General features: G+C 73.0%; 10 protein-coding genes. 6 read left to right on the forward strand and 4 right to left on the reverse strand.

The window, feature by feature from the left end; all coding sequences use genetic code 11:
• The first annotated feature begins 30 nt into the window (after positions 1-30).
• Positions 31-2,187 (forward strand): elongation factor G-like protein EF-G2, encoded by a 2,157-nt coding sequence (locus tag ABZS77_RS08395; protein WP_354819204.1) that lies wholly within the window; start codon positions 31-33, stop codon positions 2,185-2,187.
• Between the two features lie 82 nt (positions 2,188-2,269).
• Here ABZS77_RS08395 and ABZS77_RS08400 read toward each other — a convergent pair whose 3' ends face one another.
• Positions 2,270-3,328: an aldo/keto reductase gene (locus ABZS77_RS08400; protein WP_354819207.1), complete on the reverse strand. Its 1,059-nt coding sequence runs from the start codon at positions 3,326-3,328 to the stop codon at positions 2,270-2,272.
• Between the two features lie 98 nt (positions 3,329-3,426).
• Between ABZS77_RS08400 and ABZS77_RS08405 the strand changes: the two genes are divergently transcribed.
• Positions 3,427-3,909 carry a hypothetical protein gene (locus ABZS77_RS08405; protein ID WP_354819210.1) on the forward strand — a complete coding sequence of 161 codons (483 nt, stop codon included), beginning with the start codon at positions 3,427-3,429 and terminating at the stop codon, positions 3,907-3,909.
• Positions 3,910-3,949: 40 nt separating this feature from the next.
• On the opposite strand, the gene ABZS77_RS08410 is transcribed toward ABZS77_RS08405, so the two are convergent.
• Entirely contained in the window at positions 3,950-4,462 is a 513-nt protein-coding gene (locus ABZS77_RS08410) for an HIT domain-containing protein (protein WP_354819590.1), read from the reverse strand.
• A 177-nt stretch (positions 4,463-4,639) separates the two neighbouring features.
• Here ABZS77_RS08410 and ABZS77_RS08415 point away from each other — a divergent pair, with 177 nt between their 5' ends.
• On the forward strand, positions 4,640-5,368 hold the full coding sequence (locus ABZS77_RS08415; RefSeq protein ID WP_354819213.1) for a D-Ala-D-Ala carboxypeptidase family metallohydrolase: 729 nt from the start codon (positions 4,640-4,642) through the stop codon (positions 5,366-5,368).
• 147 nt (positions 5,369-5,515) lie between these two features.
• On the opposite strand, the gene thrS is transcribed toward ABZS77_RS08415, so the two are convergent.
• The gene (gene thrS / locus ABZS77_RS08420) at positions 5,516-7,525 is read right to left on the reverse strand and encodes a threonine--tRNA ligase (protein WP_354819216.1); all 2,010 of its coding nucleotides are present in this window, start codon (positions 7,523-7,525) and stop codon (positions 5,516-5,518) included.
• 205 nt (positions 7,526-7,730) lie between these two features.
• On the opposite strand from thrS, the gene ABZS77_RS08425 reads away from it, so the two are divergent.
• Positions 7,731-8,651 carry a DUF1775 domain-containing protein gene (locus ABZS77_RS08425; protein WP_354819219.1) on the forward strand — a complete coding sequence of 307 codons (921 nt, stop codon included), beginning with the start codon at positions 7,731-7,733 and terminating at the stop codon, positions 8,649-8,651.
• A 163-nt stretch (positions 8,652-8,814) separates the two neighbouring features.
• Here ABZS77_RS08425 and ABZS77_RS08430 read toward each other — a convergent pair whose 3' ends face one another.
• Positions 8,815-9,747 carry an ADP-ribosylglycohydrolase family protein gene (locus ABZS77_RS08430; RefSeq protein ID WP_354819222.1) on the reverse strand — a complete coding sequence of 311 codons (933 nt, stop codon included), beginning with the start codon at positions 9,745-9,747 and terminating at the stop codon, positions 8,815-8,817.
• A gap of 73 nt (positions 9,748-9,820) precedes the next feature.
• Here ABZS77_RS08430 and ABZS77_RS08435 point away from each other — a divergent pair, with 73 nt between their 5' ends.
• Together ABZS77_RS08435 and ABZS77_RS08440 are read left to right on the forward strand one after the other, a co-directional pair.
• The gene (locus ABZS77_RS08435) at positions 9,821-10,510 is read left to right on the forward strand and encodes a response regulator transcription factor (RefSeq protein ID WP_354819225.1); all 690 of its coding nucleotides are present in this window, start codon (positions 9,821-9,823) and stop codon (positions 10,508-10,510) included.
• A gap of 29 nt (positions 10,511-10,539) precedes the next feature.
• Positions 10,540-11,943: a HAMP domain-containing sensor histidine kinase gene (locus ABZS77_RS08440; protein WP_354819228.1), complete on the forward strand. Its 1,404-nt coding sequence runs from the start codon at positions 10,540-10,542 to the stop codon at positions 11,941-11,943.
• The last annotated feature ends 142 nt before the right edge of the window (positions 11,944-12,085 follow it).

Consider the following 12,085-nt stretch of genomic DNA (forward strand, 5'->3'; position numbering starts at 1 on the left):
ACCCACCACCGGCTGAGGGAGGTGCGCCCCATGGCGCAGAGAAGTCACGAGAAGGGGTCCACCGGCGGCACGCCGGTGGTGACCGAGCCCGACCGGGTTCGCAACGTGGTGCTCGTCGGGCACTCCGGCGCGGGCAAGACCACCCTGGTCGAGGCGCTGCTCGCCGCCACCGGCACCATCGGGCGGGCCGGCAGCGTCGTCGACGGCACCACCGTCGGCGACCACGACCCGGCGGCCGTACGCCAGCAGCGCTCGGTGAGCCTGTCCTGCGCGCCGCTGCTGCACAACGGCATCAAGGTCAACCTGCTGGACACGCCCGGGTACGCGGACTTCGTCGGTGAGCTGCGCGCCGGTCTGCGGGCCGCCGACGCCGCGCTCTTCGTCGTCTCCGCTGCCGGTGGCATGGACGCCGCCACCGTCGCGCTGTGGGAGGAGTGCGCGGCCGTCGACATGCCCCGCGCGGTCGCGGTGGCCCGACTGGACCAGCCGCGCGCCGACGTCGACGAGACGGTGGCGCTCTGCCAGCGCCTCTTCGGCGACAACGTGATGCCGCTGTACCTGCCGATGCTCGGCGACGACGGCGTGTCCACCGAGGGTCTGCTCGGCCTGATCACCCGCCGGGTCTTCGACTACTCCGCCGGGCTTCCCGCCGACGTCCGCGATCCCGACCCGGAGCACCAGCGGGCCATCGACGAGTCCCGCGACGAGCTGATCGAGGGGATCATCGCCGAGAGCGAGGACGAGACCCTCATGGACCGCTACCTCGACGGCGAGGAGATCGGCGACGACGTGCTCATCGACGACCTGGAGAAGGCGGTCGCCCGGGGCCACTTCTACCCGGTGGTGCCGGTCTGCGCCGAGACCGGCGTCGGCCTGGACGCGCTGCTGGAGGTCCTCACCGCCGCGTTCCCGTCGCCCCTGGAACACGAACTGCCGGCGGTCGCCGGCGTGGACGGCTCCCCCCGTCCGCCGCTGACCTGCGACCCGGACGGGCCGCTCGTCGCCGAGGTGGTCAAGACCACCGTCGACCGGCACGTCGGCCGGGTCTCACTGGTCCGGGTCTTCTCCGGCACGCTGCGCCCCGACCAGAGCATGCACGTCTCCGGGCACGGCATGGCCGAACGCGGGCACCCCGACCACGACGCCGACGAGCGCGTCGGGCACATCTACACCCCGCTGGGGGCGACCCTGCGGGAGGTGTCGCACTGCGTGGCCGGCGACATCTGCGCGATCACCAAGTCGGGCAGCGCCGAGACCGGCGACACCATCTCGGCCAAGGACGACCCGCTGCTGATCGCACCCTGGGAGATGCCCGAGCCGCTGCTGCCGGTGGCCATCGTCGCCCGCAGCCGCGCCGACGAGGACGCCCTCGCCCGCAACCTGGCCCGACTCGTCGCCGGCGATCCCACCCTGCGACTCGAACGCAACCCGGAGACCCACCAGCTGGTGCTCTGGTGCATGGGCGAGGCCCACGCCGACGTGGTGCTCGACCGGCTCCGCGCCGGCGGCGTCGAACTGGACACCGAACCGGTCAGGGTGTCGCTGCGCGAAACCCTCACCGTGCCCAGCACCGGGCACGGCCGGCACGTCAAGCAGTCCGGCGGCCACGGCCAGTACGCGGTCTGCGACATCGAGGTCGAGCCGCTGCCCCGGGGCAGCGGCTTCGAGTTCGTCGACCGGATCGTCGGCGGTGCCGTTCCGCACAACTACATCCCGTCCGTGGAGAAGGGCGTCCGCGCCCAACTCGACCGGGGCCTGGTCGCCGGCCACCCGGTGGTGGACCTGCGGGTCACCCTCGTCGACGGCAAGGCGCACAGCGTCGACTCCTCCGACGCGGCCTTCCAGACCGCCGGCGCGCTGGCCCTGCGGGACGCCGCCGAACGCGGCCAGCCGGCGCTGCTGGAGCCCATCGACGAGGTCACCATCCGCATCCCGGACGGCTCGGTCGGCACCGTGATGGGTGACCTGTCCGGCCGGCGCGGCCGGGTGCTCGGCACCGAACCGGACCCGGACACCGAGGGCCGCACCCTCGTCCGCGCCGAGGTGCCGGCCACCGAACTTCTCCGGTACGCGGTGGAGCTGCGCTCGATGACGGCCGGCACCGGCACGTTCCGCCGCCACTTCGTCCGCCACGACCCCATGCCCCCGCACCTGGCCGACCAGACCCGCAAAGAACAAACCCCCTGACCCGGCCCGCCGATCTTGCACTTTCTGTCGTCCTTATGTGGCTGTCGCGGGGACAGGTGTGCAGGATCGGCCAGGGGTCGGGTTACGGGTGGACTGTGGGGTGGGTGGGGCGGGGCCAGTGGGGGCGGTCGGCGTCGCGCAGGGCGGCGGTGCGCAGGGCGGCGAGCTGCCGTTCCACCTCGACGAACTGGTCCGCCGGCAGCGGGCCCCGGCGCAGCGCGGCGGCGTTCTCCTCGACCTGGGCGACCGTACGGCAGCCCGGGATCGGGATGGTGCGCCCGCTGCGGGCCCAGATCCAGCCCAGCGCGCCCTGGGCGAGGGTGCGCCCGTCGGCGGTGAGCGCGGCACGGACCGCGCCGACGCGGCGCAGCCACTCGGGCGCCGGCCGGCCACCACGGAACCACTCCAGCCAGCCCGGCGCGAGCCCCCGCACGTCGTCGCGGGGCAGCGTCGACGCGGCCGTGTACTTGCCGGTGAGCAGGCCCATCCCGAGCGGCCCCTGGTTGATGCTGGCCAGGTCGTACTTGTCGCAGACCGCCAGCAGTTCGGGGGCGTCGCGCAGCACCGACAGGGCGTGCTGCACGGCGGTGGCGCCCGCTGCCGCGTGGCCGAACGCGGCGGCCCGGTCGGGGCGGTCGGTGCTCCACCCGTACGCCCGGATCAGTCCCTCGGCCACCAGGTCCTCGCAGGTGCCGATGAGCGCCTCCGCCCGGGGCACCGACAGGTCGGCCAGGTGCAGCTGGTAGAGGTCGATGTGGCCGGTGTCCAGCCGGCGCAGCGAGGCGGTGACCGCACGACGCAGGTACGCCGGTGACGCGTCCTCACCGGTCGCCTGCCGGCTCGCCTCGTCGAACGTGTAGCCCCACTTGGTGGCGATCACCGCCTCGTCGCGGTGGCCGGCGAGCGCACGACCGAGCACCCGTTCGCTGTGCCCGGCCCCGTACGTGTCGGCGGTGTCGAACAGGGTCACGCCCTCCTCGAGCGCGCGGCGTACGGCCCGGACCGACTCGTCGTCGTCGACCGCGCCCCAGCCCAGCGGCTGGATTCCCTCCGCCCAGGGGCCACCGATCGCCCAGCACCCCATGCCGAGGGCGCTGACCTCGATGCCGCTGCGTCCCAACGTCCGTGTCGTCACTGCCATCGGCCGATCGTGCCACCTGGGTCGGGCGGCGCGTAGCAACTCCCGGGGCGCGGACACGAGGTGCGCGCCGACGGTCACGATGCGGCATGATCGTCGCCATGCGACGACTGGGGGTGGACATCGGCGGCGTGATCATCGAGCCGGCCGACGACGACGCGGACACGTCCTTCTTCGGCGCGCACTATCTGCGCACGCCAGCGGTGGACGGGGCGTTCGACGCCCTCGCCACGCTCGGCCCGGCGTTCGACGAGGTGCACCTGGTGTCCAAGTGTGGGGAGTCCACCGAACGGCGGACCAGGGAGTGGCTCACCCACCACGACTTCCCGGCGCGCACCGGCATCCCGTTCGAGCGGGTGCACTTCTGCCGGAACCGACCGGACAAGGCGCCGATCGCCGAGCGGCTCGGGTTGACCCACTTCGTGGACGACAGACTGGAGGTGCTCGGCTACCTCGACGCGGTGCCGCACCGCTACCTGTTCCGACCGCGCCCGGCAGAGGTCGCCGCGAACGCCGCGCTGCTGCCGCGCGTACACCGGGTGGAGAGCTGGCCGGAGCTGACCGCGCTGCTGCGCGCCGTCTGACGCCGACCGGCGCGGACGCCGCGCGGTCGGACCTCGCGGGTCAGGACGGCCAGGCGCGGGCGAGCAGGTCGCGGGTGTCGTGCAGCACCTGCGGCAGGACCTTGGTACGTCCGATCACCGGCATGAAGTTCGCGTCGCCGCCCCAGCGGGGCACGACGTGCTGGTGCAGGTGCGCGGCGATGCCGGCGCCGGCGACCCCGCCCTGGTTCATGCCCAGGTTGAAGCCGTGCGCGTTGCTCACCTTGCGGATCACCCGCATGGCGGTCTGGGTGTACGAGGCCAGCTCGGTGGTCTCCGGCACGTCCAGGTCGGTGTAGTCGGCCACGTGGCGGTACGGGCAGACCAGCAGGTGGCCCGGGTTGTACGGGTAGAGGTTGAGGACCACGAACACGTGCTCGCCGCGGGCCACCACGAGGCTCTCCTCGGTGGGCAGGCCCGGAGCGAGACAGAAGGGGCAGCCTGCGGGTTTCTCGTAGCCGCCCTCGGGCCGGTCCTCCCCGGAGATGTAGGTCATCCGGTGCGGCGTCCAGAGCCGCTCCAGCCCGTCGGCCATGCCTCCGCTGTCCGTGTCTTCTTGTGCCCCAGTCACGAGCCGATCCTACGGAGCCGCCCGGGCGGGCGGCGACTCCCACCGTCGGGAAAACTCGACGCTGCAAGTTCTTGACGGATCAATGCCGAAACCTGAAGATTCCATGCATCCAAGAATTTCCATGGATTGATGGAGGGCTTCATGATCCGACGGCTCGGCCGGCTCCTCGCGGCACTCGCCCTGACTGCCGCCACCACAGTGACCGGCGTCACCCTCACCGCCAGCGCCGCACAGGCGGACGGCTGCTACACCTGGGGTCGCGCCCTCTCCCAGGGGATGACCGGCGAGGACGTCCGGCAACTCCAGATCCGGGTCGCCGGCTACCCCGGCTACGGTGCCGCGCTCACCCTCGACGGCTCGTACGGGCCGGCCACCCGCTCGGCGGTGATCCGGTTCCAGCAGGCGTACGGGCTGTCCGCGGACGGCGTCGCCGGCCCGCAGACCTTCAACCGGCTCTACGCCCTCCAGGACGACGACTGCACACCTGCCAACTTCAGCTACGCCGAGTTGAACAACTGCAACAGCGACTGGTCCGGTGGCGCGGTCTCCGCGAGCACCGCGCGGTTCAACGCGCTGGTCTCGATGTGGAAGCTCCAGGCCATGCGGCACGCCCTCGGCGACGTCTCCATCGCGATCAGCAGCAGCTTCCGCAGCTACGCCTGCAACAGCGCCGTCGGCGGGGCGTCGAACAGTCGACACCTCTACGGCGACGGCGTCGACCTGGTCGGGTCCCCGTCGTTCTGCCGGCTGGCCCAGCAGGCCCGTAACCACGGTTTCGGGCAGATCCTCGGCCCCGGCTACCCGGACCACAACGACCACACGCACGTGGCGGCGGTCGGCGGCTGGTCGGCACCCAACTGCGGCATCTGACCCCGACGCCGACCCCTGGCGTCGACACCCCCGGGCGGTGATCACGCCCGAACACGGAAGTAGTGGCCTCCCCGGCGTGGGGAGGCCACTACTTCCTGGATCGAGCGCGATCGTGCCGCAGGTGGGCCGCGCGGGGCGCGTGCGGCGCTACTCCGCGGCGGCCGAGGGGCCGACGTTGGTACGCGAGCTGACCACGTCCAGGACGTGGGTGACCGCCTCGGCGACCGGCACCCCGTTGCGCTGCGAGCCGTCCCGGTAGCGGAAGGAGACCGTGCCGGCGGCCACGTCGTCGTCACCGGCGATCACCATGAACGGGATCTTCTGCTGCTGGGCCGTACGGATCTTCTTCTGCATCCGGTCGTCACCCGCGTCCACCTGCGCCCGGATGCCCTCGGCGCGCAGCGCCGCGACGAAACCGTGCAGGTAGTCGGTGTGGTCCTCGCGGATCGGGATGCCCACCACCTGCACCGGCGCCAGCCAGGCCGGGAACGCGCCCGCGTAGTGCTCGGTGAGCACCCCGAAGAACCGCTCGATCGACCCGAACAACGCACGGTGGATCATCACGGGCCGCTGCCGGCTGCCGTCGGCGGCCTGGTACTCCAACCCGAACCGCTCCGGCTGGTTGAAGTCGACCTGGATGGTGGACATCTGCCACGTCCGGCCGATCGCGTCCCGCGCCTGCACGGAGATCTTCGGCCCGTAGAACGCCGCGCCGCCCGGGTCGGGCACCAGCTCCAGGCCGGAGGTCTCGGCGGCGGTCCGCAGCGCCTCGGTCGCCTCCGCCCAGTCCTCGGCCGCGCCGATGAACTTGGGCGAGTCGTCCCGGGTGGACAGCTCCAGGTAGAAGTCGTCCAGGCCGTAGTCGCGCAGCAGGTCGAGCACGAAGCTGAGCAGCGTGGACAGTTCGCCGACCATCTGCTCGCGGGTGCAGTAGATGTGCGAGTCGTCCTGGGTGAGGCCACGCACCCGGGTCAGGCCGTGCACGACGCCGGACTTCTCGTACCGGTAGACCGTGCCGAACTCGAACATGCGCAGCGGCAGCTCACGGTAGGACCGCCCACGCGACCTGAAGATCAGGTTGTGCATGGGGCAGTTCATGGCCTTGAGGTAGTAGTCCGCGCCCTCCAGCTGCATGGGCGGGAACATGGTGTCCGCGTAGTACGGCAGGTGCCCGGAGGTGTGGAACAGCTGCGCCTTGGAGATGTGCGGAGTGTTGACGAACTCGTACCCCGCCTCCTCGTGCCGGCGCCGCGAGTAGTGCTCCATCTCGCGGCGGATGATGCCGCCCTTGGGGTGGAAGACCGCGAGGCCCGAGCCGATCTCGTCGGGGAAGCTGAACAGGTCCAGGTCCGCGCCGAGCTTGCGGTGGTCGCGCCGGGCGGCCTCCTCCAACAGCTTCAGGTACGCCTTGAGCTCGTCGCGGGTCGGCCACGCGGTGCCGTACACCCGCTGCAGTTGGGGGTTCTTCTCCGACCCCCGCCAGTACGCGGCGGCCGAGCGCATCAGCTTGAACGCGCCGATCAGTCGGGTGGTCGGCAGGTGCGGGCCCCGGCACAGGTCCGACCAGCAGACCTTGTCCTCCTTGGCGTCGAGGTTGTCGTAGATGGTCAGCTCGCCGCCGCCGACCTCCATCACCTCGTCGGTGTCCAGGCCCTCGCCCTTGACCTCGATCAGCTCCAGCTTGAACGGCTCGTCGGCCAGCTCGGCGCGCGCCTCGTCGAGGTTGCCGAAGCGGCGCCGGCGGAACCGCTGCCCGGACTTGATGATCTCCTGCATGCGCTTCTCGAGCTTGCTGAGATCGTCGGGCTGGAACGGCTTGTCGACGTCGAAGTCGTAGTAGAAGCCGTTCTCGATGGGCGGGCCGATGCCCAGCTTGGCCTCGGGGAAGACGTCCTGCACGGCTTGGGCGAGCACGTGCGCGGTGGAGTGCCGAAGCACGTTGAGACCGTCCGGCGAGTCCAGGCTGACCGGCTCGACGACGGTCTCCTCGGTCGGCGACCAGTCCAGGTCGCGCAGCTGACCCTGCGGGTCGCGGACCACGACGATCGCCTTGGGGCCGTTCGCGGGCAGTCCGGCCGCGGCCACCGCGTCGGCCGCCGTGGTCCCGGCGGCGACGACGACGGGGTCGGCCACGGCGGGGGTACGGGGTGCGGACACGGTGACTCCTCCAAGCGGTACGAAACGGTGCCGATCCTCGGCTCCTGCCGATGCTATCGGGTAAGGAGGGGCACCTTATTAACGCCTCCGGTAGAGCAAGGGCCCCCTATTAACACTCCTCGTTGAACCTTTCACGCCTCGCAGCCGAACTACAGGGTGTGGCCGGAACCGGTGCCGGTCGCGCGGACACGGATGGGGGCACGAGATGGCGAGCACGGACGGCGGTGGCCGGCGGCGGCGGATCGTGGCGGTGACCGCGCTGGCGGCCGTCGGGCTGCTGCTCTGGCCGGCGGCGGCGTACGCGGCGGACGTGACGACCACCCCGACCGAGGCCCGGCAGGGCGACGCGGTGCGGTTGGAGTTCGCCGTGCCGGAGGAGCGGGCCGGTACGACGACCCGGCAGGTCGAGGTCCGGTTGCCGGCCGACGCGCCGGTCGCCGAGGTCTACCCGATGTCGGTCGACGGCTGGGCGCCCCGGATCAGCTCCCGCACCCTGGACAAGCCGGTGGCCGGCATCCACTCCTCCGGGGTGAGCACGGTCACCACGGCGGTGACCTGGGTCCGGGTGGGCCAGGGCGCACCCGGCCCGGCCCGGCTGGCGCTGTCCATGGGACCGCTGCCGCAGGCCGACACGCTCACCTTCGAGGTGGTCCAGACGTACGCCGACGGCACGGTCGTCAGGTGGGCGGACGCCGACAAGGCGCACCCGGCCCCGACGCTGACCCTGCTGCCGGCGGCGGCGGGCGCGGCCGGACCGGCAGGCCACGGCGGTCACGGTGCTCCGGCGGTGGGTGCGGCGGACGGAGCCGGCACGAACGCCGACCCGGACGCCGGTGCCGGGACGGCGGGGGACGCGGCGGGCGGCTCCGGCGAGGAGCCGGGCAACGCCGACGCGATGCTGGGCGCCGGACTGCTCGCGGGTCTGGGGGGCGGCGCGGCGATCGGCTGGCTGGTGAGCCGGTGGCGGCGGCGCGACCCGGCCGAGGAGGCGGCGCTGGCCGAGGTGACCGGCGCGCAGGACGACGCGACCGCGCCCGCTGAGGTGGACCGGGCGCAGGTCGCCGCGGCGCCGACGGCGTCCGCGGCGGAGTCGGCCGCGGTCGGTACTCCGGTCCGCACCGGCTGACGGACTCCGCCAGGGACCGGAGCGGACCCCACCTCCCGCACCGCCTTTGCTCTGCACCCGCCCACGCACCGGTTACGGACCGTGGCTGGCGCGCGTAGGGGTGCAGAGCAAAGGGGGCGCGGCGCGCGGACCGGCCGGCGTCGGGGCCGAGGCGGGTCGGCGGTCAGGCGTGCGGTCCGGGCACCCACGAAGGCAGCGGCTCGCGGGCGGCCAGCCACGACTCGGGCACCCCACCCGGCGTCCCGACTCCGGTGTACGCCGCGACCACCGCCCCCGCGATGGCGGCCGTGGTGTCCACATCCCCGCCGGCGCGTACGCACGTCCGGATCGCGGCCGGGTAGTCGTCGAGGTGCGTGGCGGCCACCCAGAGGGTGAAGCCGACGGTGTCCTGGGCGGTCACTCGCGAGCCGTTGCCCAGCGCCGCCACCACCCGGGGCAGTGGCCGACCGAGCAGTCCGGCCGCCCGGGTGACGCCGCGCTGCACCTCGGTACCGGGATCGACGGCGGCGGCGATCCCGGCGAGCAGCCGCTCGGGGGCCGGTCGGTGCCCGTCGAGTCGGGCACGGGCGGCCAGGGCGGCGGCGACCGCCACCGCGACCGCCCCGGCGATGCCCTCCGGGTGCGCGTGGGTCACCTCCGCCGAGGAGCGGGCCTGCGCCGCCGCGCGGGTGGTCGAGTCGGCGAAGTACGCGCCGAGCGGGCCCACCCGCATCGCCGCCCCGTTGCCGCAGGAGCCCTCGCCGTCGAACGCGGACGCGGCCGCCAGCGGCCATGGCGTGCCGGCGCGGATCAGCCGCAGGATCGTCATGGCGCCCGCGCCGTAGCCCCGGTGCGGAGAACACCGCCGGGCGAACGCCAGCGCCAGCCGGTCCCGGTCGATGCCGCCGCCGGCGGCCAGTTCGGCGAGGACCGAGCAGGCCATCTCGGTGTCGTCGGTCCACTCCCAGGGCGCCGGGGGCAGCGCGTCCGCGCCGAGATCGGGGGACGCCGAGCCCGGCAGGAGGAACCGCGCGCCGAGCGCGTCGCCGGTGGAGAGACCGGCGAGGCTGTCCCGGGCGAGCGCCAGACGGGCATCGACGAACAGGGTGAACGACATCGTCGTACCAGCTTGCCCGCTTGCCAGGTACGTCGCAACGCGGTCGACTTGCCAGGCCAAGTACGGTCTTGTCGTGGCCTCCGTGCTCCTGGTCGAAGACGATCACGTCGTACGCGGCGCGATGCTGCGGTCCCTCACCGACCGGGGGCACGCCGTGCACGCCGTGGGTACGGCGTTGGACGCCCTGCGTCGTGTCGCCGCGGAGACACCCGACCTGGTGGTGTTGGATCTCGGTCTGCCCGACCTGGACGGCTCGGACGCGCTCCGGATGCTGCGCGGCATCACCGACGTCCCGATCATCATCGCCACCGCCCGTGACGACGAGCAGTCGGTGGTGAAGCTGCTGCGCGCCGGCGCCGACGACTACATGGTCAAGCCGTTCACCGGCGCGCACCTGGACGCCCGGATCACCACAGTGCTGCGGCGGGCCGGGAGGGCCAGCCGGACGGTGCAGCCCGCGGTGCACACCGTGGGCGGGTTGCGGGTGGACGTGGGTGAGCGCAGCGCGCAGCTCGACGGGGAGGAGCTGGCGCTGACCCGCAAGGAATTCGACCTGTTGGCGTATCTCGCCGCACGACCCGGGCGGGTAGTGTCCCGCCGGGAACTCTTGGAGGAGGTATGGCGTCAGCCATCGGTCGGCGAGGATCAGACCATCGACGTTCACCTGTACTGGCTCCGCCGAAAGATGGGCGAGTCCGCGGCGAAGCCGCGCTACCTGCGCACCGTGCGGGGGGTCGGGTTCCGGCTGGTGGCGCCGGACTGAGGTCCGCGCTGGCCCTGCTCACGGCCGGCATGTGCAGTCTCGTCGCGCTCGCGTTCCTGATCCCCCTCGGGCTGAGTCTGCGGGAGCAGAGCCGCGAGGAGGCCATCGCGGAGGCGGCCCGTCGTAGTGCGCTGGTGACCGGCGCGCTGGCGGTGAGCACCGACCCGGCGGTGGTCGAGCGGGCGGTGGTGGCCAGCGCCGAGGGCGCGCCGACCCGGCCGGTGGTGCACGGGTTGGGGTTGGACGAGTCCGCCGGACGGGCCGGTGACAGTGACCTGGACCGGGCCCGCGCCGACCGTCGTTCGATGGTCGCCGACGTCGACGGCGGGATCGTCCGGCTCGACCCGGTGGTGCTGGGCGACCGGACGGCGGTGGTCGAGGTGTTCGTGCCCGACTCGACGCTGGACGAGGGCGGTGGCGGCCGGTGGCTGCTGCTGTTCGCGGTGGGCGCGGCGATGGCCGGCGCGGCGGTGCTGGTGGTCGACCGGGTCGCCGCCCGCGCGGTGGACGCGACCCGGGGCCTGGTGAAGGCCGCCCTCTCGATCGGCGACGGCGACCTCGGGGTACGCGTGGAGCCGACCGGCCCGCGGGAGCTGGCCGAGGCCGGGTACGCGTTCAACCGGATGGCGGACCGGCTGGACGCGGCGCGCACCGACGAGCGGGAGTTGGTGGCCGACCTGTCGCACCGGCTGCGTACCCCGTTGACCGTGCTGCGGCTGGATGCTGAGGCGTTGGAGTCCGACGACACGAGCGTGGGGTCGTTCTCCGAGGCCGAGCTGGACCGCCGGCGCGGGATCCGGCGGATCCGGCAGGCAATCGTCACCCTGGAGGGTGAGATCGACGTGCTGATCAAGACGACGCGCAAGGCGGTGGCGCACGAGGCCGGGCCGGCGATGTGCGACGTCAGCGAGGTGGTCCGGGACCGGATGGTGTTCTGGGCGGCGCTCGCCGGCGACCAGAACCGGCCGCAGCGGGTGACCGGCGCGCAGCTGCGCATCCCGGCGCCGGTGCCCCGCGCCGAGTTGGCCGCCGCGCTGGACGCGGTGATCGGCAACGTCTTCCGTTACACCCCGCAGGGCACCGCGTTCGAGGTGGCGGTGTCCCGGCGCGACGGCTACGTGGCGATCCGGATCGACGACGCCGGCCCTGGCATCACCAACCCGGACCGGGCGCTGCGCCGGGGTGCCAGCGACCAGGGCTCGACCGGCCTCGGGCTGGACATCGCCAAGCGGGTGGCGTTGCAGGCCAACGGGTCGGTGAGCATCGACCGGGCGCGGCTGGGCGGGGCGAGCGTGGTGATGCTGCTCGCCGACCCGGAGGCGACGCCCCGGCAGGTCAGCCGTTTCGGTCTGGTGGGCCGGATGGCGCGCGACGCCCGGGAGCAGAAGGCCAGCGGGCGTCGGTGGCCCCGGCAGCGTCCCACCGACGACTGAGCCCGGGGCTGTGCCCCGGCGCAAGTCTTCCTTAGATCGCGGTTAACGGGCACGGTGGATCCGCCGGGGGCTGACAGGATCGACGCACGAACCCACCAGTTCCACCGACCACCGCACCGTGTACCCACCGGTCGGTGGAGCC

The organism is Micromonospora sp. NPDC005298 (assembly GCF_040607375.1).
In the GTDB taxonomy this organism is placed as follows: Bacteria; Actinomycetota; Actinomycetes; order Mycobacteriales; family Micromonosporaceae; genus Micromonospora.

Bases quoted from the DNA above. Each gene is read 5' to 3' on its own strand.
- ABZS77_RS08395 (WP_354819204.1), top strand. From the start codon at position 31: ATGGCGCAGAGAAGTCACGAGAAGGGGTCCACCGGCGGCACGCCGGTG.
- ABZS77_RS08400 (WP_354819207.1), bottom strand. From the start codon at position 3,328: ATGGCAGTGACGACACGGACGTTGGGACGCAGCGGCATCGAGGTCAGC.
- ABZS77_RS08405 (WP_354819210.1), top strand. From the start codon at position 3,427: ATGCGACGACTGGGGGTGGACATCGGCGGCGTGATCATCGAGCCGGCC.
- ABZS77_RS08410 (WP_354819590.1), bottom strand. From the start codon at position 4,462: ATGGCCGACGGGCTGGAGCGGCTCTGGACGCCGCACCGGATGACCTAC.
- ABZS77_RS08415 (WP_354819213.1), top strand. From the start codon at position 4,640: ATGATCCGACGGCTCGGCCGGCTCCTCGCGGCACTCGCCCTGACTGCC.
- ABZS77_RS08425 (WP_354819219.1), top strand. From the start codon at position 7,731: ATGGCGAGCACGGACGGCGGTGGCCGGCGGCGGCGGATCGTGGCGGTG.
- ABZS77_RS08430 (WP_354819222.1), bottom strand. From the start codon at position 9,747: ATGTCGTTCACCCTGTTCGTCGATGCCCGTCTGGCGCTCGCCCGGGAC.
- ABZS77_RS08440 (WP_354819228.1), top strand. From the start codon at position 10,540: ATGTGCAGTCTCGTCGCGCTCGCGTTCCTGATCCCCCTCGGGCTGAGT.